The sequence below is a fragment of the Pukyongiella litopenaei genome (genome assembly GCF_003008555.2).
Classification (GTDB): domain Bacteria; phylum Pseudomonadota; class Alphaproteobacteria; order Rhodobacterales; family Rhodobacteraceae; genus Pukyongiella; species Pukyongiella litopenaei.
Window position 1 is genome coordinate 1413941 of record NZ_CP027665.1, and the last position, 22860, is coordinate 1436800.

The 22860-nt window shown below is 61.5% G+C and carries 19 protein-coding genes and 3 pseudogenes; 9 read left to right on the forward strand and 13 right to left on the reverse strand.

Translation table 11 applies throughout. The features are described 5' to 3' along the window. Positions 1–77: 77 nt before the first annotated feature. From C6Y53_RS07170 to C6Y53_RS07205, 8 genes and pseudogenes are all read right to left on the reverse strand, one after another. Entirely contained in the window at positions 78–3242 is a 3165-nt protein-coding gene (locus C6Y53_RS07170; RefSeq protein ID WP_149615480.1) for a hypothetical protein, read from the reverse strand. Beyond that, entirely contained in the window at positions 3239–4387 is a 1149-nt protein-coding gene (grrM, locus tag C6Y53_RS07175) for a cyclophane-forming radical SAM/SPASM peptide maturase GrrM/OscB (protein WP_106471818.1), read from the reverse strand. The genes C6Y53_RS07170 and grrM overlap by 4 nt, the downstream gene beginning before the upstream one ends. A gap of 10 nt (positions 4388–4397) precedes the next feature. Next, complete coding sequence (locus C6Y53_RS07180) at positions 4398–4646, reverse strand: hypothetical protein (RefSeq protein ID WP_149615481.1); 249 nt, start codon at positions 4644–4646, stop codon at positions 4398–4400. Positions 4647–4839: 193 nt separating this feature from the next. After that, positions 4840–5258: pseudogene (locus C6Y53_RS07185) on the reverse strand (integrase core domain-containing protein); the annotation flags it as partial. Between the two features lie 224 nt (positions 5259–5482). Beyond that, positions 5483–6253, reverse strand: a complete 771-nt coding sequence (locus tag C6Y53_RS07190) for an amino acid ABC transporter ATP-binding protein (RefSeq protein ID WP_244614964.1) — start codon at positions 6251–6253, stop codon at positions 5483–5485. 22 nt (positions 6254–6275) lie between these two features. Beyond that, complete coding sequence (locus C6Y53_RS07195; protein WP_106473993.1) at positions 6276–7376, reverse strand: amino acid ABC transporter permease; 1101 nt, start codon at positions 7374–7376, stop codon at positions 6276–6278. 4 nt (positions 7377–7380) lie between these two features. Next, positions 7381–8553, reverse strand: coding sequence for an amino acid ABC transporter permease (locus C6Y53_RS07200; RefSeq protein WP_106473994.1), 1173 nt, complete (start codon positions 8551–8553; stop codon positions 7381–7383). Positions 8554–8653: 100 nt separating this feature from the next. Beyond that, positions 8654–9667, reverse strand: a complete 1014-nt coding sequence (locus C6Y53_RS07205) for an amino acid ABC transporter substrate-binding protein (RefSeq protein WP_106471819.1) — start codon at positions 9665–9667, stop codon at positions 8654–8656. A 333-nt stretch (positions 9668–10000) separates the two neighbouring features. Here C6Y53_RS07205 and C6Y53_RS07210 point away from each other — a divergent pair. Continuing rightward, positions 10001–10105, forward strand: a pseudogene (locus C6Y53_RS07210) (IS66 family transposase); the annotation flags it as partial. Between the two features lie 38 nt (positions 10106–10143). On the opposite strand, the pseudogene C6Y53_RS07215 reads toward C6Y53_RS07210, so the two are convergent. From C6Y53_RS07215 to C6Y53_RS07230, 4 genes and pseudogenes are all read right to left on the reverse strand, one after another. Continuing rightward, positions 10144–10464: pseudogene (locus C6Y53_RS07215) on the reverse strand (transposase); the annotation flags it as partial. A 160-nt stretch (positions 10465–10624) separates the two neighbouring features. Beyond that, the gene (locus C6Y53_RS07220) at positions 10625–11566 is read right to left on the reverse strand and encodes a mechanosensitive ion channel family protein (RefSeq protein WP_244614965.1); all 942 of its coding nucleotides are present in this window, start codon (positions 11564–11566) and stop codon (positions 10625–10627) included. A 232-nt stretch (positions 11567–11798) separates the two neighbouring features. Continuing rightward, positions 11799–12236 (reverse strand): nucleoside diphosphate kinase regulator, encoded by a 438-nt coding sequence (gene rnk, locus C6Y53_RS07225; RefSeq protein ID WP_106473995.1) that lies wholly within the window; start codon positions 12234–12236, stop codon positions 11799–11801. An 89-nt stretch (positions 12237–12325) separates the two neighbouring features. Then, positions 12326–12778, reverse strand: a complete 453-nt coding sequence (locus tag C6Y53_RS07230) for a GreA/GreB family elongation factor (RefSeq protein ID WP_149615482.1) — start codon at positions 12776–12778, stop codon at positions 12326–12328. A gap of 550 nt (positions 12779–13328) precedes the next feature. Here C6Y53_RS07230 and C6Y53_RS07235 point away from each other — a divergent pair. Both C6Y53_RS07235 and C6Y53_RS07240 read left to right on the forward strand, forming a co-directional pair. After that, positions 13329–13640 (forward strand): DUF1127 domain-containing protein, encoded by a 312-nt coding sequence (locus C6Y53_RS07235; RefSeq protein WP_106471823.1) that lies wholly within the window; start codon positions 13329–13331, stop codon positions 13638–13640. A 92-nt stretch (positions 13641–13732) separates the two neighbouring features. Further along, the gene (locus C6Y53_RS07240) at positions 13733–14041 is read left to right on the forward strand and encodes a hypothetical protein (protein WP_149615483.1); all 309 of its coding nucleotides are present in this window, start codon (positions 13733–13735) and stop codon (positions 14039–14041) included. Positions 14042–14114: 73 nt separating this feature from the next. Here C6Y53_RS07240 and C6Y53_RS07245 read toward each other — a convergent pair whose 3' ends face one another. Then, positions 14115–15203: a Hint domain-containing protein gene (locus C6Y53_RS07245; protein WP_106471825.1), complete on the reverse strand. Its 1089-nt coding sequence runs from the start codon at positions 15201–15203 to the stop codon at positions 14115–14117. A gap of 421 nt (positions 15204–15624) precedes the next feature. On the opposite strand from C6Y53_RS07245, the gene C6Y53_RS07250 reads away from it, so the two are divergent. Genes C6Y53_RS07250 through C6Y53_RS07275 form a run of 6 tightly spaced genes read left to right on the forward strand, consistent with a single transcriptional unit; the run spans position 15625 to position 22772 of the window. After that, positions 15625–17178: an ABC transporter substrate-binding protein gene (locus tag C6Y53_RS07250; protein ID WP_149615484.1), complete on the forward strand. Its 1554-nt coding sequence runs from the start codon at positions 15625–15627 to the stop codon at positions 17176–17178. A gap of 59 nt (positions 17179–17237) precedes the next feature. Then, the gene (locus C6Y53_RS07255; RefSeq protein WP_106471827.1) at positions 17238–18206 is read left to right on the forward strand and encodes an ABC transporter permease; all 969 of its coding nucleotides are present in this window, start codon (positions 17238–17240) and stop codon (positions 18204–18206) included. A gap of 13 nt (positions 18207–18219) precedes the next feature. Then, positions 18220–19059, forward strand: coding sequence for an ABC transporter permease (locus C6Y53_RS07260; RefSeq protein WP_106471828.1), 840 nt, complete (start codon positions 18220–18222; stop codon positions 19057–19059). Continuing rightward, positions 19059–20669 carry a dipeptide ABC transporter ATP-binding protein gene (locus C6Y53_RS07265; protein WP_106471829.1) on the forward strand — a complete coding sequence of 537 codons (1611 nt, stop codon included), beginning with the start codon at positions 19059–19061 and terminating at the stop codon, positions 20667–20669. The genes C6Y53_RS07260 and C6Y53_RS07265 overlap by 1 nt, the downstream gene beginning before the upstream one ends. Beyond that, positions 20666–21355 carry a GntR family transcriptional regulator gene (locus C6Y53_RS07270; RefSeq protein WP_106471830.1) on the forward strand — a complete coding sequence of 230 codons (690 nt, stop codon included), beginning with the start codon at positions 20666–20668 and terminating at the stop codon, positions 21353–21355. Before C6Y53_RS07265 ends, C6Y53_RS07270 begins: the two co-directional genes overlap by 4 nt. Position 21356: 1 nt before the next feature. Then, a complete protein-coding gene (locus C6Y53_RS07275; protein ID WP_106471831.1) occupies positions 21357–22772 on the forward strand; it encodes an amidase in 1416 nt (471 codons plus the stop codon). The last annotated feature ends 88 nt before the right edge of the window (positions 22773–22860 follow it).

Consider the following 22860-nt stretch of genomic DNA (forward strand, 5'->3'; position numbering starts at 1 on the left):
CTCTAGTCACCCGGAACGGTAATTCGTATCATTCAATGAAGTGGTCTTGGGGGATGAAGCGATGGTGGGCCGGGTGACTAGTTTCCCCCTTGACTTCTATTGTCGGGCCCCTTCCCTTTTTCCCAACACGGCCGTTCCGCCTGGCGATACACAACATATCTGGGTCGGAATGCGCGCACGGTGACAGACACATCTTGAGTGTTGCCTTCGCTGGTCCAAACACGAGCAGAACGCAACTCAGAATATCGAGTACTATCCGAAGTCCTTTCGCGCGGATCCGCATCAAAGCCGATGTCGGAGGTGCGATCAGCCTCGGCACCTGCCAGTTCTGTCAGACCAGTTTCCCGGTGAACCATCTTTTTCCCGTCACCGGGAGCTAGCGGATCAAGGCATTCGAACTTCGCGAGAATCCCGCGCATATCCGGTAGAACCTCGATTTCGGATGACCATTGTTCGCCCAGACGGACCTTGGGATTTTTCCACAGCCGTTTCCCGGTCAAGCGCAACGTTGCCTCGCGGCCGGATTCAAGTACGATGTTCTCGGTTCCTTGCCGATCGATGTAGGGATAGCGGATCAGGAAGAACCCGAGTTTCGACAACACGTCCTCGACACCGTTGGGTAGGGGCAAAAGTTGGCTCGTTTCGACGCGCGCCCGTCTGACAGGTTTTTCTGGTGACTCAGGTTCTGGGCACAGGCTGCGATCACTATACACCCGCATTCGCTTTGGTCTTTGCCAACATGTTTCGCTCACGACCTGAAGGCCGGGCCACCAACTCGGCAGCGACACTATGGCTGATAGCGGGATATTCTGCGCTACATGACGCACGCCCCACAACCCTTCGTCTTTTGGAAAGACGATCCAGGAGATAGTTGTGCTGCGTTCACGAAGAAATCGCACAACCATTGTGAGCGCGCTCAGATCAAAGTCCTTCACTTTCTCATCGCCAGGCTGATCAATTGTATCAGACGACTTCTGATAACAGGTTTGTGCCGTCTTCTCGAAGAGCTCCACATCTCCAATTGCATCGGTCGCCTTGTTCAGCAAACACCTCATATCTTTCTTCCAGTCGTCCGAGAGTTTCTCGCTCAAGGTATCTTTGCTGTCATTCAGCGCTTTCGAGAGGACTGACGTCAAATCGACTTCCATCCTTAGACTGTTCAGGAGTGTCACAAAATCCGCGCCGCATTCGGATGGTCGACGTTCGGAAATCCTGCCGTCTCTGTTCCCGATATCTCCAATACCCAAGATGGGAACAGATTGCGTGATGCGCGCTTGTTCGACAGAGGAAGACCCCTCGACTTGGTTTTGACCAAACCAGGACAAGAGCGACCAGTCACGGCTGGTTTTCTCGTGAACATTCTGCCCTATTCCCTCGCGTGGATAGACCGTGTAGCTGCGAGCCGAGGCAAAGCAGGACAGTTCGGAAAACAACCTCAGCGCTTCTTGTCTGCCTATCATCAGCGCGCGTTTGTCGATTTCGATCTCCTCGGCAGACTTGCGATCTTTTTTGCCTCTCCCATCATCGGCGGCACTTTCGTTCTGCGCCAGTCGCTTGGCCACCCGATACTGTTCCGATTTTGTGCGGACGATCAGTTGGCAGCTCTGCCAGTCACAACTTTCGGTGCTGATGGAGAAATAGTCATCAATCCGCCGCAGACGTCCAGCTGTGTCCACCGGCTTATTTTCCAGTTCAGCCTTGACCAGCAAGACCAAACCGGCGGACCGTGACGCCGCTCGAACTTCATTGAGAACAGCGTTACATTTCCTGAAATAATCGTCGATAAGTTTGAACTCTTCAGACTGATCGAGTATCTGCTTTGCGTCTGTATCGCTGCGGCGGGCAATATTTAATTTTTTGATCGTACAGTGTACTTTCCAGTCGTCCAATTTCTGCTGCTTTTCGAGATAGCTCTTGCCGAGCAGTTCGATCATGGCGGCTTGTGTCAGCTTTTCCGGACTTGGCGGGCAGGATGCCTTGAAGAACGACTCGGAAAGCGCCACCCGCAGCATCGACTTCGATCTTTCTTCAACATTCGAATGGATCGGGGCACCTTTCAGTTTCTGAAACGTTTCATGCACTTCCTCCAGCTTGAGGTAGTTTACGCTGTTCGTGCTGTTTGGGGGGAGCAGGGCCCAGATACTCGTAGGCCCCACAGAACAGGCATCCAGGAGCGGACCGATCATATCATCCGACCACTGTTCGCTTTCGGGAAAGAACACCTTTACCAAGGCCAATCCTATCGCAGGGTCTTTTCCGACCGACAAGAGATGTTGTCGAAACCGTGAGAATAGGCGCCCAAGATATTGCTCGTTCGCAGATTCTTTTAGGGCTTCGATTTCAGTTCTGACATCAACGTCGTCGGTTACTGACTGTTCGAGCTCTCGTCGCAGCAACTCCGCCGTCTTCGCATTCAGCGCATAGCTACTTTCCGTATTTACGTCATAGATCTTCTGTCGGTCACTGATCGTCCGATGTGCGATATCCTGAAGCTCTTCGCGGACATCAAAGAGAAGTTCACCGTATTTTTGGAGGATCCATTCGGGATCCTTGGGCTGTTCCAGGGTGAGGGATACCGTCGCAACCGATGTGCTGCGCTGGCGGGCGGGTGTAATTGTCAAATCGAAGTTCAGGCGCTGCAGTGTGTTTGACGATGTGTCGTGCGCATCATCAAGTACAGACTGGAACTTCTCCTGCACCAGGAGCCGGCGATAGCTATTGGCTCGCTTGAATTCGTTGTAAGGCTCGATCCGCAATTCGCCGAACGATTCCATTGCGTCGGGGGCGTCTATGTTGCTCTCGACCGTCTCATCGGTTTCCAACGCAGCCAGAAGCGTTTCTTTCGTGACGGCAACCTGCGAATATGTGGAGAACCGCTGCTTCTCCAAAAGTGTATCGACGGCCTTGATGCGGCGGTCGATCCAGGCGCTTTCGTCGAGCCGCTGATTGACGAGTCGTTCCCGAGTAAAGAGCTGAGGCGAAGTGATCGAAATCAATCCCTCTCTTTCGGGGTTGAAAAATCTACCTGCGCAGCAATCATACGGCAAATCCCCGAGTGTACGCACAGCCCAAGGTACCAGCAGGTAGAGCAAGAGTATCAACACTGCGGAGTAGGTCAGAAAGCGCCCAACCATCCTTGCGACAGACCATCGCCCGACGGTCTCGCGTATCTTGGCGGCAAGACCCGTCTTGGCAGGGGGCGGCTTTGGCGCCGCAGGTGCGGGATCATCTCCGTCGGTCAACGGGCCACCCTCCGAGATACTGGCCCGGCCAAGCGATCCGCAAGATGGTCGAGAACGGTTTTGACCGACAAACGGCAGAAAGCGGTTTCAGTGCAGTCCAGACGTCCGGTTTCACCAAACTTGTTGGACGGAGATCCACCGCCGCAGAGCGGGAAATGGGCGCAACTTCTTGCGCATTTCGAAACGCCAACAGCGATCTGGCGGTGACAAGCGAGAAAGGCTCGGCCAAGAAACACATCGCTCAGATCGTGGATATCGTGCACATTGCCGAATTTGAACCCGTTGAACCGAGGCGCATCGACCCCCATTAGCTCTGGCGAATAGGTCGAGATTTCACCCTTCATATCGACTGACACGATGGCGCCCGGGACGTTTTCCTGACTGCAGGCCCGCTTTCCGGATTTCATCGCCCCTAACAGGTTTCGTAAAGCCTCGGCCTCGCGAAGCACGGGGGCATCGGGTTCGGAGTCGAGCACGTCCAAGAACCCGTCGAGAAACCGTCGGACCCGGTCTTGTGACTCGGACTGCAACAAGCTCGACGATTCGTTCGTCCCATCGATTTCTTCAAGGTTCAGGCCGATTGATGTCGGCCCAGCGTCAACAAGCGCCCGTGCAACCTCTTGGGGTCGATCCAATGAGGCAGCGGTGATAACCGAGATGATATGAAAAGGAATGCGGCGCGCATTTAGCTTGCCGATCCCGCTCATGGTCGCCCGGAAGGTCCCTCGCCCACGCCGATCACGGCGGTTGAGGTCATGCAGGTCCTCCGGACCGTCCAGACTCACCCCGACCGAAACCCCGGGACTGCCCAGATGGTCCAACCAGGCATCATTGATCAGGGTCGCATTGGTTTGAAAGCTCTGGCGCGCGACAGTTCGCCCGCCAGATATCTCAAGAATCCTGACCGCATCTCGATACCAGTCCGGGCTCAGCACCAACGGCTCGCCCGCGTGCCAGACAACGGTCGTCCCGTCCCCAAACAATGGACTCGATACGACCCGGGCGCCGACCGCCTCCAGCGTCTCGGCGCTCATCCGTCCCCGATCATTGCGCGATGGAAGGTAACAATATCTGCAGTTGATGTTGCAAAAAGGTGTGGGTTGCAGCACCAATAGCTGCATCCCGACCAAACCAGGGCGACCCATAACACAAGGCCTACCAATTCCGCCAGTTGTTCCAGTTTGCCCAATTGCCCCAATTGTACCATTGAGCAAACCGATCAGTACGGCCAGTGGTTTCCCTATCCGCCTCGGTCTTAATCTCTTCCGATGCTCTGGTCAGCCGGTCACGGATATCCTCGTCACGCACCGTTTCTGAATTAACTGCCAATGCCGCCGAAATGTCACCCAAGAAGCTTAAAAAAAGGGCCAAGACTGCGGCAATGAGATACTTCAATCGTATCATTACCTTCTCCTAGCATTAAAAAATATGATGCTGATTTTACGCTGAATGGACGATTCGCACAACCTCTGGGTTAGCACTGCAACCGCGTGGTAGTGAATACGAGCTACAATTGCGTTGCAGCAATCGGTTCCGAGAATGGCTTCAAACGTGGGATTTTCGGATGCAACTGACCTCCCCCCTGATGGTCCCTGGGTCATAACGAGAGTCTGCGGGTTGGATTTTGGTAGCCGGGTTCGTCGTTTTGGGCAAACGCGCCGGGCGCGGAGACCTCAAAATGCTCAAGCGCTCGGCGTGCTTGCCGTGGCGTCTGGTTTCCCAGCGATGAGTGCGGCCTGACCGTGTCGTAGCCGTAGCGCCACAAGGCCGGCTTGCGCCGTGCATCGCCCATGCTGTCGAATATTTCCCCATTCAAGAACTCGTCGCGCAGGCTCCCGTTGAAGCTCTCGATGAAGGCGTTCTGCTGAGGCTGCCTGGATCGATGTAGTGCCAGGGCACTGCGTTCTCGTCGGCCCATCTCAGGATGGCCCGGCTTGTGAACTCAGTACCATTGTCAGTGGCAATGCAGCCGGGTTTGCCATAGATCCTCACCAGCGCGTCCAATTCCCGCGCCAGCTCACCCTTCATGGACTAACGTGGATGCGCACCGACGGATGTGCTGACAATGAAAGTCGACAGTGACTGCGCGAAGCGGTTTGAACGGTTGTCCGAAAAGTAGATTGCTTCCTCTGTGCCAATCACACTAGGCATCAAGGTCTGAGACAAAAGAACCGGGAAGCCACACCGGTTCTCTTCTCTGCCTCAAGATCATCGATTGGTGCTGGCGTTCGGGTAACGGGTCAGTGGGACAGAATCTGGCTGAGGAACCTGCGGGTGCGGTCCATCTGAGGATGGTCGAAAAAGGCATCTGGCGTGTTCTGTTCGACGATCTCGCCGCTGTCCATGAAGATCACCCGGTCGGCTACCGAGCGGGCAAAGGACATTTCGTGCGTGACGCAAAGCATCGTCATGCCGCTGTGTGCCAGTTCGATCATCACGTCGAGAACCTCCTTGATCATCTCGGGGTCAAGCGCCGAGGTCGGCTCGTCGAACAGCATGATCGAAGGGTTCATGCAAAGCGATCGGGCAATGGCCACGCGCTGCTGCTGTCCTCCCGAAAGCTGGCCCGGATACTTGTCACGCTGCTCGGCGATGCCGACCCGTTCGAGATAGCGCATGGCGGTCGCTTCGGCGTCCATGCGCGGAGTGTTGCGCGCCCACATGGGGGCGAAGCAGAGATTGTCGAGGATGGTCATGTGGGGAAAGAGATTGAACTGCTGAAAGACCATTCCGACCTCGCGCCGGATCTGGGTAATGTTCCTGCTACTTTCGTTGAGCCGCGTGCCATTGACGTCGATGGTACCCTCCTGGTGCGCCTCCAAGTGGTTTATGCAGCGGATCAGCGTCGATTTTCCCGACCCGGACGGGCCGCAGATGACGATGCGTTCGCCCCTCTCCACAGTCAGGTCGATGTCCTTGAGAACGTGGAAATCATCGTACCACTTGTTCACGGCGCGCATCTCGATGACGACGTCTCGGGGTTCGCTCTGGCTGGCCATGGTTGTGGTCATGGGAGATTCCTCGGTTTTCGTGTCAGGCAGTGTGGGCGGATGGGCCGCGCCGTTCCAGCTCTCGGCCATAAAGGCTGAGGCCATAGCAGATCGACCAGTAGACGAAGGCGGCAAAGATATAGGCCTCGGCCTGGAACCCCAGCCAGTCGGCATCGAGGGCGGCGTTCTTGACCATGCCAAGGAAATCCAGCAGCCCGACGATGATGACCAGCGACGTGTCCTTGAAGAGCGCGATGCAGCGTCCGACCAGCGGAGGCAGAACATGACGCAACGCCTGCGGGACAACGACAAACGCGATGGTCCGCGTGCGGCTCACGCCGAGAGCCAGCGACGCTTCGGTCTGGCCCGGCGGTATGGCTTGCAGCCCACCTCGGACGACCTCGGCCATGTAGGCGGCCGAGAATAGAATCAGGCCGATCTGGATACGAAGCAGGTTGTTGATGACCACCTCGGGCGGAAGGAACAGTGGCATCATCACCGAGGCCATGAACAGGATGGTAATCAACGGGACGCCGCGCAGCAGCTCGATGAATGCCACGCAGAGCGATTTCACCACCGGGGTGCCGTAGAATCGGCCGAGTGCCAGGATCACGCCGAGGGGGATCGACACGATCACCCCGACCAGAGCCAGCAGGACGCTGAGCATCAGCCCGCCCCAGAGCGACTGATCAACGTCTTGCATCCCGAAAGCGCCGCCGATCATGATCAGCGCAAAGACCGGCAGCACCGACCATGCGGCGATCACCGCGAACCCACGCAGCCGGTTCGTGTAGGTCAGCCCCGCCAGCACGATCAGCGCGACGGCGGCGATGGCCGGTCGCCATGCCAAGTCCTGTGGATAGACGCCCATCATGAGCACGTTGAACTTATCCACAACGAAGGGCCAGCAGGCGCCGTCGTTCAGGCGACAGCTTCCGGCATCGCCGGTGAATGTCGCATCCAGAACGAGCCAGTCGAACAGCCGCGGCACGACCGCGGCCAGCATCCCCAGCAGGAACAGCGTGATGATCGTATCTTTCCAGCCACCGAACAGGTTCGCCCGCAACCAGGCGAGCAGTCCGATCCGTGCGGACGGGGCGGGGCGCGGCGGGGTGGGTTTGAAGACGATAGCTTCATCGGTCATGGCATCACCGTTGCGCATGTTGAACGCGGGCGTTCAGGTAATTCATGCCGACCGAGATCACGAGGTTGATCGTCAGATAGACGGCCATCCACATCGCGATGATCTCGACCGCCTGGCCGTTCTGCCCGATGATCGTGCCACCGATGGACACCATGTCCGGATATCCGATCGCCACCGCGAGCGAGCTGTTTTTGACGAGGCTCGCGTAGTCGTTGGTGGTGGCCGGTATGGTGACCCGCAGCGCCTGTGGAAGAAGTACCTTGCGCGTGACCACGGCACTAGACACCCCGAGCGCGTTCGCCGCCTCGATCTGACCGGCATCTACCGACTGGATACCGCTGCGCACGTTCTCGCCGATATAGGCGGCGGTATATAGCACCAGCCCGATCAGGAGCGAGGTGAATTCCGGGCGCATCACCATGCCGCCCTTGAAATTGAACCCCGAATAGACCGGCAACTCGCCGCTGACTGGGCTGCCACCGAGCAAGAAGGCGAAGCCGGCAAGCCCCACGAAGATCGCCAGCCCGCCCCGGAAACCGGGCACGGACCGACCGGTGCGGATCTTGTGACGCGCGGCCCAGCGCCAGAACACGATCCCCAGCATCAGCGCCACGGCCGTGCCGATGGCGAAGACTGCGAAACCCGGGCCAGCCTGCGGTCGCGGAAGATAGAATCCGCGTTTGGACAGATAGACCCCGTCTATCAGCCCGATGGCGTCGCGCGGGTGCGGCAATGCGGCGATGACCACCGAATAGACAAAGAACAGCGTCAGCAGCAGCGGCAGGTTGCGCAGCGTCTCTACATAGATCGCCGCTACCTTCGCCAGCAGCCAGTTACGCGATACCCGCGACACCCCGACGATCACCCCGAGAACGGTCGCACCGATGATCGCCAGAACGGAGACGAAGAGCGTGTTCAACACCCCGACCAGGAAGGCATAGCCGTAGCTGCGCGTTGGGTCGTAGTCGATCAGGCTGTCCCCGATCGGCAACCCGGCCTCTTGTTCGAGGAAGGCAAAACCACTTTCGATCCCCCTGAGCGCGAGGTTTTCCTGCGTGTTGTCAAACAACAGGTAGACCCCCGCCAGCACGAGGGCCAGAACAGCCCCCTGCGACAGCGCCGAGCGCATGGCCCCCGCCGTCAGGCCAAGGGCGGTTTTCGTGCTGGTGACGGCCATCATCGGTTCCGGTGCGGGAATTGCGGCTTCGTGGTGCCGGACCGCGATGGATCACGGCCCGGTAGCTGGTGTCCTGGGGCCACCCCCCTGCCTGTCCGGCTCAGCGGATCGGCATCGCGTAGAGGATTCCGCCATCCTTCCACTGCGCGTTCAGGCCGCGTTCCATCCCGAGCGTTGCAGTCAGGTTGCGCCCGAAGATCTCGCCGTAGTTGCCGACCGCCGAGATGGCCTTGACCATCCAGTCGCCGTCCAGCCCGATGAAACCGCCGGTGTCGCCGCTGCTGCCCAGCAACCGCTTTATGTTCGGGGCGGTCGCATTGGCCGCCTGCTCGGCGACATTGGCCTGGGTGATACCCAGATCCTCGGCCGCAATCAGTCCGAACACAACCCAGGTGACGAGGTCCTTCCACTGGTTGTCGCCATGCGCGACCAGCGGCGCAAGAGGCTCTTTCGAGATGACCTCGGGCAGGATCCGGTGCGCCGACGGATCAGCGAAACTGGTGCGGAATGCGGCCAACTGGCTCATGTCGGTGGTCAGAGCGTCGCAGCGGCCCGACTTGTAGGCTTCCACTGCCTCGTGCTTGCCTTCGAAAACCACGGGTTCGAGTTGCAGGTCGTTGGAGCGTCCGAAATCCGCCAGGTTCAGTTCGGTCGTGGTGCCTGTCGTGACGCAGACCGTTGCGCCGTCCATTTCCTTCGCGCTTTCGACGCCGGTGGCAGCGTTGATCATGAAGCCTTGGCCGTCGTAATAAACCACGGCGGTGAAATCCACGCCCTCGGTCGTGTCGCGCTTCATCGTCCAGGTGGTTGTGCGTGATGTCAGATCGACCTGCCCGCTCGACACCGCAAGTACCTTCTGTTTGGAAGCCAGCGGCACATAGCGGACCGCCTCGGCATCGCCCAGGATCGCCGCTGCGATGGCCCGGCAGAAGTCCACGTCGAACCCGACCCAGACACCCTCGGAATTGGGGTTGGAGAAGCCGGGCACGCCTTCACTGACGCCACAAGCCAGTTCGCCCGCCTCGCGCACCTTGTCCAGCGTACCCGCATGAACCGCCCCGGCAACGGTCATCGCCGCAGCAGTAGCCGCGCCCAGTTTCAACACCTTGTTCATCGTCTCCGCCCCTCTCGATATTTGCGTGGCTTGTTGCCGAACGTGCTCTTGCTGCACGCTTTCCGTACGCGACAGGCATACTATTTGGGCACACAGGATTGTCAAAGATGAATATATTGCCAAAGGATAGCCAACCGGTTGAATGCGGGCACGCCGCGGGGTGAGGTGAACAGGCCCTGGTGGATCTCAGCCGCCGCACGCCGATCCAGAAGAACCGGGTGCCAGAGCATGTCGAAGAAGCGGTCATCGCCTGCGCTGTTGAAGACGCTGAGCTACTCCCCAAAGTTTGGACAGTTTTGCACGTAGACTAGGCTACTCTCTGCTCCTGCTGATCGGGTTTGCCTGACGAACAACGCCGCAGAGCGGGCGCTGCGCGGCGTGGCCCTTGGCCGAAAGTCATGGCTCTTCGCCGGCTCCGAGCGCGGCGGTGACCGCAGCCTACGCCGGATGGTTACGAAAGGTCCGATCATGCTTTATTCGAGCGGTCTGTCTTCAAGCGTCAGTTCGGCCGCAACCTCCTTCAGGGCCAGTGCCTCGGGTCGCAGTTCCTTAACTTCAGGTGTCGTTGCCTGACGGGCGGTGTCACCCGCCAGCCGGTTCTTCCCAGCTTCGAGGAGTTCCTTCGACCAGGAACAATACAGGTTCTCGGCAATGCCCTCACGGCGACACAGCGCGGCGATGCTCTCTTCGCCCCGAAGAAAGTCCAGAACGACCCTGATCTTCTCCTCGGACGAATACTGTTTGCGTGTCTTCCGCTTAATGCCCCTGACCAACTTGTCAGCGGCGTCTTTCGATATTCTGGATTTCTTGTTCTTCTTCGATCCATAATGGCTTCGATGAACCAGAAATCCTCCGTTGCTCAAACCCCTAAATCTGTCCGCTGGGTGCTGACGTCAGACAAAGTTCAGCGCATTGTGTTCGCAGGTCGCGACACATCGATATTCCGCAGGGGTGGCGTTAGGCGTCATCGGGAATGGCTCTCGGGATCACCTCTATCCGGCGATAGGGGGCGACGGTTCCGGCCCGGCGGAGCGCCTCGTCCACGACGGTGAAAATCTCATCGCGGCAATCGGCATCGCGATCGAACCGCGATATCCAGAAGCGCAATGCGTAGGTGATCCCGCCCTCTTCGTAGGACAGGACACGCACGTCAGGTGCCGGGTCTTGCTGGATGAGTTTTGCCGCTTTCAGGGCCGCCAGCATGACGTCGGACGCACGGCCGATCGGCATGCTGTGATCGAGCGTTATCTTGACCTGTGCACGGTATTGGGGCTTGGGCGCGGAATAGTTGGTGATACGCTGGCGCGCGATCTGGCTGTTGGGCAGGATCATGTAGGTACGATCGATCGTCAGGAGCCGCGTGGTGCGCCAGCCGATCTCGATCACCTTGCCGCGCGCCAGCCCGTCGATATCGACCCAGTCGCCGATACGGAACGGTCCCTCCACGCCCAGCGCGACCCCTGACAGCGTGTCGGCGACGACGTTTCGGATCGCGAAGCCCAGCAGCGCCAGCACGAGGCCGGAGCCCGCCAGTGCCCCGAACGCGCCTTGCCCCATGAAAAGCGAGACGGTCGCGACGAAGGCGATCAGAAACAGCAGCGCCGCCACCATATCCTTGAGCAGGCGCGGGTAGGGGCGGCGTCTTGCGGCAGTCTGATCGAGGACGAACGCTGCGATCCTGCTGGCGAACCAAGCCGCCGCAAAATAGGCCAGCGCGGTGACGGCGAGCGACAGGGTTTCGTCATCCCCGAGCACCCCGGCCAGTCGCGACGGAAACAGGACCAGCCCGAGGCTGAACAGAGTCAAGATCGCAGGCCAGAGAAGCCGGCGGAAATGTTGCTTCACGCTCATGGTCAAAGCCCTTTCGTCTGGATGATGTGCGGACAGCGCGGGCGCCATGCCTGGTTTCGGCCGGCGGCCAATGACAACGAGACCCCAGAGCCTGACCCGCAGAATGCGGGATTGCGGAAACGGGTCATTTCACGGAAATCGGGGCGCCGATATCTACGGGGCGATATCGACCGATGGTGGCTCGCCCCGGGATATCGCCCAATGACCGTCTCACATCATCGCGAATTCCCGGGGGCAGGCCCGGCATGGCGCCGGCACCATTTTCGATATCAATACGGCGTCAACCATCGCCATCGCCGGACGGCGGATGCACCCGGATCACCGTCAGCATCCGGCGCTGGTTTGCGCGTGTGTCCCAGTGGAACACGGCACCCTCGGTCAGCCCCAACAGGGCGACGCCGATCGGTGTCACGACCGACACGCGCTGCTGCGCGATGTCGGCATCTTCCGGATAGCTCAGCGTCACCGTCCGCTCGATGCCGGTACTCTCGTCCCGGTAGGTCACGGTGCTGCCGATCGACACGACATTCGCCGGCATCTTGGCCGGCGCAACGATCCGGGCGCGCCCGATCTCGTCCAGCAGGCGGTCGGCGAGCGCCGGGCTGCGTTGCATCGCCCCTTCGGCGAGCGCTTCGATATACGCGAGATCATCGGCATTGATGATGATCTTCGGGGCACGCGGATTGCGTTTCGCGACAGTCCTGGTCTTTTCGGTCATCATTTTGGCCTCCTTCAGGTCACGGGATGAAAGGCGGGCGGTGTGCGTGCCACCGCCTGCGGGTTGCTGGAATGGGCTGCGGTCCGGGTTCAGTTCTGCGGCGTGACGCCGAGGACCGACACCGATGTGATCGTCCCGTCCTCGCACAGAAGCGGCGCCTGCTGACCGACCCGCATGCCGATCAGGGTGGCCCCCAGCAGGGAAGCCACCGGGATCACGCTGCTGCCCGATCCCGACCCGGCCCGGTGGACAAGCAGCCCTGCCTGGTGCGCGCCACCGTTCACGGAATAGGTCACATGGCATCCACCGGTGACGAGATCACGCGCATGCAGATTGCTGACCGGTTCCGTTGTCCGAATCTTGTTGCGGAGAACATGCGCAAGCAGTGTCATGGCGGGCTGCGGCAGTTCCTTGCACAGGTCCAGGTGCTGCCGGAGTTTCCGGTGGTCACCTGCCGGCAGGGTCGTTTTCATGCGCGGACGGAGCCTGGGGCCGGGGTGATTGTAACGGTCGATGGCGGTAATGCCGTGGATGCTGGTCATGACTGCTCCTCGGACGACAGTGTCGTCGCTTGTTCACTTCAGGACTGTGAGGAGACCCCGGAAGGTTCAGCGGGCGAAAGCGCCTACACCGCCCGGGGAAGCGGGCGGTTCAGCAAAAGAAATCCGACATGATCTGCATGTACCATCATGCCTTGAGAGATAGGTGTGTCAGCCGCAAACGTCAATCTCGGCGGCACCGTTTCGATGCAAACGGCCGGGTCCGAGCGGTTTCGGGCCATAAGGTCGCAGCCCCGCCCGGGAGCCTTGTAACCCCCGCACGGGCGGCCCATGTCTGTCCCATGTCGATGTTCATGCGTCATACGAGGTTCCTGCTCTTCGCGGGAAATCTGCTGAACCGCCGGTAACCCCGGGCGGGGCCGGGTCTTGTGCCTGCCTTTGCTTCGGGACCGGGATCGATCTTCCACAGATCAATTCGAAAGACGGAGGCGTTCGCGCCACCAGAGCAGGACGTTCGGGTAACCGCGTCCGTGCTTCGCGTGGTTGGCTCGCCGATGTCTTGGTATCAGTAGCCTCAGGACTGGAGGATGACATGTCCATCTACATCACCCGTGAAATGATTGCATCCGCGTCCCGCGAGGGCGGAGGCGATAACAGCAAGAGCCTCGTCCGGCGGTTGTTCGGTTCGGCGATCAGGAAATGGCGCCGGCGCAAGATGATCGCCGTGTTCGACGCCATGGATGACCAGTTGCTCAGCGATATCGGCCTCTGCCGCGGGGACATTCGCCGCGTCGTCAACACCTTCGATGACCGTGAACTGGGCATGATCCCGTTGGCGTCGTCCGCAGATCGGCTCGAGGGCATGACGGCGCAGTGCGGCCAGCCGGGCAGAGCGTTCCTCTGACGCCCGCGCGTCACCGGGCCCCGGTGACGCGCACCACCCGCATGAACGTGACCCGCTTCGATCAGAAAGAACTGAGAAAAAGGACTGAGGAGATGATGATCTGCAAGGCCGATTTCGAGGAACTGTTTCCCGACCTGTTCCAACCCGAACCCGCCTCCGCCACGCCCGAAAAGGCAAAACCCGTCAGCGCCGCCTGCATCGCGCGACCGGAGGGTGACGGCGCACCCATCCTGCACGCCAGGCAGGACCGCCGAATATCGCTGCACTGCCCGGAGATGCCGGTATCTGCGCGATCCGGCGCGATGACCGCCACGATGCCGGCTACGGCAGCCATTGCCGCGGCTTGGACGATGCTTTCGGCCTACGGGTCGATGGCGAGACAGCGGCATGGCAGGCTTTGAATGTCGGACAGTGGCGCCCGATTGCGCTGACCATCGTTGACCGGCCCGATCACGCGGCGCCCTCTGTCAAAGATCACCGCCCACCGCAGCCATTTGGCAGGGAGGCAAAATGATCGTTGATCAACCGCGCCTCCCATCCGCGCAGCGTGGGCAGGCAGCTCGAGCCGAACACGACAGGATCGTCCTCCAGCTCTGGGAAGATCTGGAACAGTTCTTCCCGCTGATCCGCTTCGAGGCCGGGAATGGTCATGGAACCCGGATGGAAACTCTCGCTCGGCAATCCGTTTGAGATCAGGACTTCATGCTGGTCGAACAGCAGATGCACATAGTCCACCGACTTGCAGTCCCGGTCCCGGGCAACAGTGGTCCCGTTTACGAGATGCACTGCTGCCACGAGGACATCTCTGGAGCCGAAATGCAGTTCATACCATGGATCGCTCAGCGCAATCCGATGCCGGGGCGACACGCGCAGGTCACGGTCGGGCAGCCCCGTTCCGAAGGCATGTGCCAGGATGCGGATTGGACGCAGATGGTCGCGCTTGGCCTTGTCCGCGAACTCTATGCGTTTTCGGCCAACCCAACGGATGGTGCGGGTGTCGCCGGCGGAATTCAGCACGACATCACCGGCCCGCAGCGTTTCAACGCAAACACGGCCCGAAGCGGTATCGATCAGCATTCCAGCGGTGAAACATGGCGGGGCATATGGCTGAAGATCGTCCGGCAAGCCATCGTCGGGCGACCCGTTGTTTCCGTTCCAGGAACTGCCGGGGCTTTTGGCGTACCAACCCTGATCGTTGTCACCGGCAAAGTTGTCGTTTGACGGGTCCACCGTTTGGCCGCCCGCGCTGCCGCCCACCAAAGCATAAGACGGGTCATTGCCCCATCCGACAATCTCGACAACGTTCCCGTTCTCATCGACGAGAGCGACGGCGTCCCGTTGGTTGCCGGTCGCCAGGCCGAAGCTGGAGGTGTAGTAGATTACCGATGGGTCCGAGGCAGAAACTTGCGGATCGGAAGTGTCGACAGCCCCGCTTGCGAAGTAACTGGCAGTGTTTCCGGACTTGGAATAGCTCTCGAATGTCCAGCCCGAAATGTCCTCTCCCGGCGCTGCGGCGATCGTGACAGTGCCGAGGTTCGGGTTGAAAGAGACGATTTCAGCCATGTTCCCATTCAACAATCCGAAGCGGCTGCATGTCAAACTGGAACGACAATGCCCCGAGCGCCCGTGCCGGCCTTCGCGACAGTGAGCGGAGTGTCCTGATATTCAGCTTTCGCCGAGACCCGTGAGAGTACCGCAGGAAATCCACCTGGTCACAAAGAAAACAAGACAAGTTTCCCCCGGCACCCCGCACGGGGCCGAAAACGTCGACCTGAGTGGCGGTGGATACCCTGCGCCGCCCGGACGTTAATGCGCGAACTCATTCGCTATCAGCAGCCCGCGATCAGCGGTTTCGGGGCTTCGAGGGTGGCATCTTGTGAGCAGTAAACTGTCAACAGTTGACATATAGCGCAAATCCCGGCATGTTCCTCGGCATTCGAGGCAGCCACTAACCGGGTGCCGCTGATGGGAGGAGACAGGAACTTTGCAGATCACGAGATTGATTGCGGTCGCCTGTGCGGCTTTGTTCATGGGGGTTTCGGCGCAGGCGCAGGAGCGGGGAGGAACGCTCAAGGTGGCGCTGAACCCGGAACCGCCGAGCGCGGTGGCCGGCATTTCCGGCACCGGTGCGGCCCAGATCCTGTATTCGAAAATCTACGAGGGGCTGTTCAGCTATGATTTCGACCTGACGCCGCGCGGCGTGCTGGCCGAGTCCTGGGAGATGTCCGACGACGGGCTGCGCTTCACCGTGAAGCTCAAGGACAACGTGCGCTGGCACGATGGCGAGGCCTTTGATTCCGACGACGTGGTGACATCCTACAACGTGTTTGCCAAGGAAAGTCCGAACCTTGCCGCACTTGCACCCAAGATTGCTTCGGTCACGGCCAATGGCCCCTACGAGGTCGTGTTCGATTTGAACACACCGGTGCCGGCGCTGGTCTACGGGCTGGCCCTGGGGTGGCTGGCGATCATTCCCGACCATATCTATGGCGGCGACGCACCCTATCGCGACAATCCGGCCAATGACACACCTGTCGGCACCGGCCCGTTCAAGCTGGTGGAATGGGAAAAGGGCAATTTCATCAAGCTGGTGCGCAATGATGATTACCATGTCGAGGGCCAGCCCTACATCGACGATCTGTATTTTGTCATCATCCCCGACAGCCAGGGCCGCGCTGTGGCCTATGAACAGGGCAGCATCGACGTGGTGTCGGCCTCGATCCTCGAACTCTATGACGTGGAGCGGCTGGCGGCACTGGACGATTCGCAAAGCACCAGCCAAGGCTGGGAGCTGTTCTCGCCGCATGCCTTCGTCTGGGTCAACAACGAAAAGCCGCCCTTCGACGATCGTAATTTCCGCCAGGCGCTGAACTATGCGATGGACAAGGAATTCATCCGCGACGTGGTGTTCAGCGGCATGGCCCGGCCGACCCATGGCGCGGTCGGATCGCGCACCCGCTTTTTCGATCCCGAGACCGAAGGCTATGCGTTCGACCGCGACAAGGCGCGCGAACTGGTCGAGGTGTCGTCCTATGACGGGCGCGAGATTACGCTGATGCCGGCCTCGTTCCTGGGGTCGAGCTGGGGCCGGCTGGCCGAATACCAGGTGCAGGCGCTCAAGGATGTCGGCATCAATGCCAGCCTGGATTCGATGGATGTCGGCACCTTCCTCAAGAAGCTGTCGGAACGCGACTACGATCTGGCGCAGATGTATCTCTATCAGTGGGGCGATCCGGGGATCGGCGTGTCGCGCAGCTTTGTCTCGGCGACGGCCAAGCCCGGCTCTCCGTGGAACAACGTGGCGATGTATCAGGACGCCGAGACCGATGCGCTGCTCGCCGCCGCGGATGCCGAGACCGACCCAGACAAGCGGGCCGGACTGTATAGCCAGGCGCAGCACCGGATCGCCGGGGACGCGCCGGTGATCTGGATCGCGGAACTGGATTTCCCGACCATCTACAAGGCCAGGGTCCATGACCTGATCACCGATGCCGCCGGGCTGAGCTCGAACTTCGCCGGCGTCTGGATCGAGAAATAGCACCATGCCGGGCGGGTCTGCCGCCCGGTACCATTCCCCCGGCAACAAGGATCAAGGTCATGGCAAGAACGATCCTGTCCGAAACGCTCAAGCGGATCATCGTGCTGGTGCTGGTGATCACCGCCACCTTCCTGCTGGTGCGCTCGGCCCCCGGCGATCCGGCCGAGTTCATCGCCGGCGAATCGGCCTCGGGCGACCCCGCATTCATCGAGGCGCTGCGCGCGCGCATGGGGCTCGACAAGCCGCTGATCGTGCAGCTTGGCATCTATCTGGGTGACGTGGCGGTGCTCGATCTCGGCATGTCCTATCGCGAGGGCCGCCCGGTGCTCGACATGATCCTGGAACGGCTGCCCAACACGCTGATCCTGGCCGGCACCGCCTTTGTCATGGCGCTGGTCATGGGCACCGCCGCCGGGTTCACCGCTGCGGTGTTCCGGGGCACATGGATCGACCGGGTGATCTCGCTCGGTTCGGTGCTGTTCTTTGCCTCGCCATATTACTGGGTGGCGCTGCTGGCGATCATCCTGTTCTCGGCCAAGCTCGGCTGGCTGCCCTCGGGTGGCACCCAGACCATCGGCGCCGGCTATGAAGGCGCGCGTGCCGTGCTCGACTATATCCATCACCTGATCATGCCGGCCACCGCCTCGGCGCTGTTCACCATGGCGATCTATGCGCGGCTGGTGCGCGCCTCGATGACCGATGTCGCCAACACGCTGTTCGTCAAGGCGGCACATGCCAAGGGCATGGTGCCGGGCCGGGTCTGGTTCCGGCATGTGCTGCGCACCTCGCTGCTGCCGATCACCACCATGGCAGGGGTGCAGGCCGGGCAGCTGGTCGCCGGCACCATCCTGACCGAAACCGTGTTCGCCTGGCCCGGTATCGGGCGGCTGATGTATGATTCGCTGGTGGCGCGCGATTACAACGTGGTGATCGGGGTGTTCATCGTGACCTCGCTGATCGTCATTCTCGCGAACCTGGTGGTCGATCTGCTCTATCGCTTCGTCGATCCGCGCACCCGCGCCGCCTGAGGGGGATACACCTATGCCGATCTGGAAATCCATCCTGACCCGCCCCGATGGCATCCTCGCGGTGCTGCTGCTGGTGATCGCTGGGGTCGCCGCGCTGCTGGCGCCGGCGCTGTTCCCCGACGGTCCCTGGCGCATGGCCGCGCGCCCGTTCCAGCTGCCGTTGCAGGACATGAGGCACCCGCTCGGCACCGACGCGCTCGGGCGCGACATGGCCGCGATGATGATGTATGGCGCCCGCACTTCGCTCGGCATCGGGCTGGTCTCGACCGCGGTCTCGGTGCTGCTCGGCCTCACCGTCGGCGGCATCGCCGGGTTTCTCGGCGGGCGGGTCGACAGCTTTCTGATGCGCGCCACCGAGATGTTCCAGACGGTGCCGAACTTCGCGCTCGCGCTTCTGCTGATCGCCGTCTATTCGCCCTCGATCACCTCGGTGGTGGTGGCGATCTCGGTGGTCAGCTGGCCGCCGGTGGCACGGCTGGCCCGGGCCGAGTTCCTCAGCCTCAGGCGCCGCGAATTCGTGCAGGCGGCGCTGTTGTCGGGCCAGACGCGGTTCCGCGTCGCCTTCAGCCAGGTCCTGCCCAACGCGCTGTCGCCGCTGATCGTGATGGCGGCGCTGATGGTGTCGATGTCGATCCTGTTCGAAAGCGCGCTGAGCTTCCTCGGCCTCGGCGATCCGAATGTGGTCAGCTGGGGTTATCTGATCGGCGCCGCCCGCGCGGTGATCTCGCAGAGCTGGTGGCTGACCTTCATGCCGGGTCTGGCGATCATGCTGACGGTGGTGTCGATCTCGATCATCGGCGATGCGATCAGCGACAGCCAGGATCCGTTTTTCGACCGCCGGGAGAGTGTCTGATGAGCGTGCTCGACATCACCGATCTCCGGGTCACGTTCGCTGGGCTTCAGGACATCGTCAAGGGCGTGAGCTTTGCGGTCGAGGCGGGCCAGACCACCTGTCTGGTGGGCGAAAGCGGCTCGGGCAAGTCGATGATCGCCAATTCGGTGATGGATCTTCTGCCCTCGTCCAAGATCAGGGTCTCGGGCGGCGACATCCGCTTTGACGGGCGCTCGCTGGTCGGGTTGCCGGTGGCCGATATGCGTGCCCTGCGCGGTGCCGCGATCTCGATGATCTTTCAGGATCCGATGTCGGCACTCAACCCGGTGCGCGGCATTCGCACCCAGTTCGACGAGGTGTTTTCCAGCCACGGGATCGAACCGCATCAGGGCCGCCGCGCGCGGATGCTGGAGCTGTTCGAGCTGGCGCGCCTGCCCGATCCGCCGCGCATCCTCGACAGCTATCCGTTCGAGCTTTCGGGCGGGCAGCGGCAGCGGGTGATGATTTCGATGGCGATGGCGCTGAACCCGAAACTGCTGATCGCGGACGAACCCACCACCGCGCTCGACGTGACCACGCAGGCACAGATCCTGCGGCTGATCCGCGAATTGCAGCGCGATTTCGGCACCGCGGTGCTGTTCATCACCCATGATTTCGGCGTGGTCGCGCAGATCGCCGATGACGTGGTGGTGCTGCGCCATGGCGAGGTGGTGGAGCAGGGCAGCGCCGAGACGCTGCTGCGCGGCGCGACGCATGACTATACGAACGAGCTGATCGCCGCGATCCCCGACTGGGCGCCGCGCCCCGGCACCGGGGCACAGACGCCATTCATCGACACCAGCGGCGTGGTCAAGAGTTTTGAAACCAAGGGCGGACCGGTGAAGGCGCTCGACGATGTTTCGATTTCGGTGAAGCCGGGCGAGACCCTGGGCATCGTCGGCGAAAGCGGTTCGGGCAAATCGACTTTCGCCAAATGCCTCGTCGGCCTGGAAGAGGCGAATGCCGGCAAGATCGCGGTCGCGGGCACCGAGATCACCGCCCTGTCCCCGGCGCGGCGGCGCGCGGAGCGGCGGTTGATGCAGGTGGTGTTCCAGGACCCGAGCGCCGCGCTCAACCCGCGCCACACGATCGGGCGCACCATCACCGATGTGCTGCGCGCCAACGGCCATGGCCGTGCAACGGCCCGCGACGCGGCGCTGGCGCTGCTGGACGATGTCAGGCTAAACCGGCAGTTCTTCGACCGGTTCCCGCATGAACTGTCGGGCGGTCAGCGCCAGCGCGTCTGCATCGCCCGCGCGCTCGCCGCCGACCCCAAGGTGCTGATCGCCGACGAGGCGCTGTCGGCGCTCGACGTGTCGGTACAGCGGCAGATGCTGGCGCTGTTCGACGATCTCAAGACCCGGCGCAACCTGACCATCCTGTTCATCACCCACGATCTGCGCGTCGCCGCCGAAATCTGTGACGACCTCGTGGTGATGCAGTCGGGCAGGGTCGTGGCCAGCGGCGCGCCGGCCGAGATCCTCGAAGGCGAGATGCACCCCTATGTCCGCGAGCTGATGGATGCGATACCGGGTCAGGACTGGTTCCCGGTGGGCGCCGGTGCGGTGCCGCATTCGGAGGTGCGAAGATGAATCGATCGATTGGCAAGCTGCAAACCAAGAGCCTGTCGGAAACCATTGTCAGCGAGCTGGTGCAACTGATTGCCTCGGGCGTGCTCAAGCCCGGCCAACGGTTGAACGAGGTGCGTCTGGCCGACAGTTTCGGCGTCAGCCGCGGGCCATTGCGCGAGGCGGCGCGGGAACTGGAAGGCCAGGGTCTGGTGGTCAGCCGCCCGCGTCAGGGATTCTATGTGGCCGAGTTCTCGGTGCGCGACATCTCCGATCTCTACGAGGTGAAACGCTGGATCGACGAAGCGATCATCGCGGATGTCCTGACCTATTCCGACGTCGCGGCGCGGCAGGAGATACTCGCCGATGTCAATTCCATCGACGACAGCGAAAAGATGGCCTTTTCCACTTCGCTCTTCGCATACCGCAGCCGGATGGTGGAACGCCTGCACAACCGGTTTCTGGCGTCACAGGCGCTGTTTCTCTACCGGCAGTTTCATATCGTCACCGCGCTGGTCAACCCGAACGATCCCGAGGCGCGAATCGAGCGGATCATCGGCACCCTGCGCCGCTTCTGGCAGGCGCTGGTCGACGGCGATGGCGACACAGCCTCGCGGATCATGGCCGAAGACCGGGAATTCTGGCTGGCCGACCTGATGCCGCGTTTTGCCGAGACTGACACCGCCGCCGAGCGGCAAAGGAGAAAATGACATGCAGGATATCCACTATTGGTCGGTCGCCGAGACCGCATCCCGGCTGCGGGACGGCACGGTTTCGGTCACCGAGATCACGCAGGCGCATCTCGACCGGATGCAGGCGGTGAACCCGGTGATCAACGCCATCACCACCCCGGTGCACGAGGCGCTCGACGTGGCGCGTGCGCTGGATGATGCGGGCATGCCCGACGATGCCGGCCCGCTCTGGGGGGTGCCGGTGACCACCAAGATCAACATCGATCAGGCGGGATATGTGAACTCGAATGGCGTCGCCGCCGCTGCCGGCGCGGTGTCGGACGCGGATTCACCGCTGGTCACCAATCTCCGCAATGGCGGCGCGGTGATCATCGGCCGCACCAGTACGCCGGAATTCTCGATGCGCTGGTTCACCTCGAACCCGACCGACGGCGTCACGCATAACCCTTGGGATGCCGGGCTGACCCCCGGCGGTTCCAGCGGGGCGGCGGCAGCGGCCGTGGCCAGCGGCATCGGTGCCGTGGCGCATGGCAACGATCTCGGCGGTTCGCTGCGCCACCCGGCCTATTGCTGTGGCGTGGCGACGATCCGTCCCTCGCTCGGGCGCATCCCGGCGATGAACCCGACCCAATCGGCCGCCGGTATCGAACGCGGCCCGATCACCCAGCTGATGGCGGTGCAGGGTCCGATCGCGCGCTGCATCGCCGATGTGCGCGCCGGGCTGGATGCCATGGCCGGATTCGATGACCGCGATCCGCTCTGGACCGCCGCGCCCCAGAGCCGGCGCGACGGCGCAGGCAAGGTGCGGGTCGGCTATGCGATGAACCCGTTCGGCGGCGCGCTCGACCCGAAGGTCGAGGCGGCGATGCTGCGCGCCATCGACGGGCTGAAAGCCGCCGGCTGCGATTTGCGCGAGGTTTCGCCGCCCCATGCCGAGGAATGCCCCGCCCTCTGGGGCCGGCTGATGTTCACCGAGAGCGAGACCCTGAGCCGCGACGCGATCATGGCGCAGGGATCGGACGCGATGCGCGCCTATTACGAGGCCTTCGCCGCGTGGTTCGAGCCCACCGACCTGACGGGTCTGCTGACTGCCATGCAGCGGCGCATCGTGTTTCAGCGGGCCTGGGCGCGGATGTTCCGCGATATCGACCTGATGCTGCTGCCGACTTCGCTGGCACGTCCCTTTGCCAATGACCAGGATTTCAACCGCCCCGACAGTCTGCCCGAGATCATCGCCGCCCAGGCTCCGCTGCTGACGATCAATTTGCTTGGACTGCCGTCGGCTGCGCTGCCGACCCATCTTGAGGGTAGCGTTCCGCTTGGGGTGCAACTGGTCGGGCCAATGCACGAAGACTACTTCGTTCTGGACGTGGCCGAACGGCTCGAACGGGAACTAGGCACGATTTGGCAGCACCTGCCGGACCTGGCGGGCTGAAACGATGCAGTTCGGTTTCGCGGCATGGAGGTGTCCGACCTCGCCAGGCCGAAGGTGATGGAAGACGAGAACGCCAAGATTGACAGGC

What these genes read in the sequence shown, in the direction of transcription:
- C6Y53_RS07260 (WP_106471828.1), top strand. Translation starts at nt 18,220, where the DNA reads ATGCCGATCTGGAAATCCATCCTGACCCGCCCCGATGGCATCCTCGCG.
- C6Y53_RS07270 (WP_106471830.1), top strand. Translation starts at nt 20,666, where the DNA reads ATGAATCGATCGATTGGCAAGCTGCAAACCAAGAGCCTGTCGGAAACC.
- C6Y53_RS07180 (WP_149615481.1), bottom strand. Translation starts at nt 4,646, where the DNA reads ATGATACGATTGAAGTATCTCATTGCCGCAGTCTTGGCCCTTTTTTTA.
- C6Y53_RS07275 (WP_106471831.1), top strand. Translation starts at nt 21,357, where the DNA reads ATGCAGGATATCCACTATTGGTCGGTCGCCGAGACCGCATCCCGGCTG.
- C6Y53_RS07195 (WP_106473993.1), bottom strand. Translation starts at nt 7,376, where the DNA reads ATGACCGATGAAGCTATCGTCTTCAAACCCACCCCGCCGCGCCCCGCC.
- C6Y53_RS07255 (WP_106471827.1), top strand. Translation starts at nt 17,238, where the DNA reads ATGGCAAGAACGATCCTGTCCGAAACGCTCAAGCGGATCATCGTGCTG.
- rnk (WP_106473995.1), bottom strand. Translation starts at nt 12,236, where the DNA reads ATGACCGAAAAGACCAGGACTGTCGCGAAACGCAATCCGCGTGCCCCG.
- C6Y53_RS07200 (WP_106473994.1), bottom strand. Translation starts at nt 8,553, where the DNA reads ATGGCCGTCACCAGCACGAAAACCGCCCTTGGCCTGACGGCGGGGGCC.
- C6Y53_RS07190 (WP_244614964.1), bottom strand. Translation starts at nt 6,253, where the DNA reads ATGACCACAACCATGGCCAGCCAGAGCGAACCCCGAGACGTCGTCATC.
- C6Y53_RS07235 (WP_106471823.1), top strand. Translation starts at nt 13,329, where the DNA reads ATGTCCATCTACATCACCCGTGAAATGATTGCATCCGCGTCCCGCGAG.
- C6Y53_RS07245 (WP_106471825.1), bottom strand. Translation starts at nt 15,203, where the DNA reads ATGGCTGAAATCGTCTCTTTCAACCCGAACCTCGGCACTGTCACGATC.
- C6Y53_RS07220 (WP_244614965.1), bottom strand. Translation starts at nt 11,566, where the DNA reads ATGGCGCCCGCGCTGTCCGCACATCATCCAGACGAAAGGGCTTTGACC.
- grrM (WP_106471818.1), bottom strand. Translation starts at nt 4,387, where the DNA reads ATGGGTCGCCCTGGTTTGGTCGGGATGCAGCTATTGGTGCTGCAACCC.
- C6Y53_RS07230 (WP_149615482.1), bottom strand. Translation starts at nt 12,778, where the DNA reads ATGACCAGCATCCACGGCATTACCGCCATCGACCGTTACAATCACCCC.
- C6Y53_RS07265 (WP_106471829.1), top strand. Translation starts at nt 19,059, where the DNA reads ATGAGCGTGCTCGACATCACCGATCTCCGGGTCACGTTCGCTGGGCTT.
- C6Y53_RS07205 (WP_106471819.1), bottom strand. Translation starts at nt 9,667, where the DNA reads ATGAACAAGGTGTTGAAACTGGGCGCGGCTACTGCTGCGGCGATGACC.
- C6Y53_RS07240 (WP_149615483.1), top strand. Translation starts at nt 13,733, where the DNA reads ATGATGATCTGCAAGGCCGATTTCGAGGAACTGTTTCCCGACCTGTTC.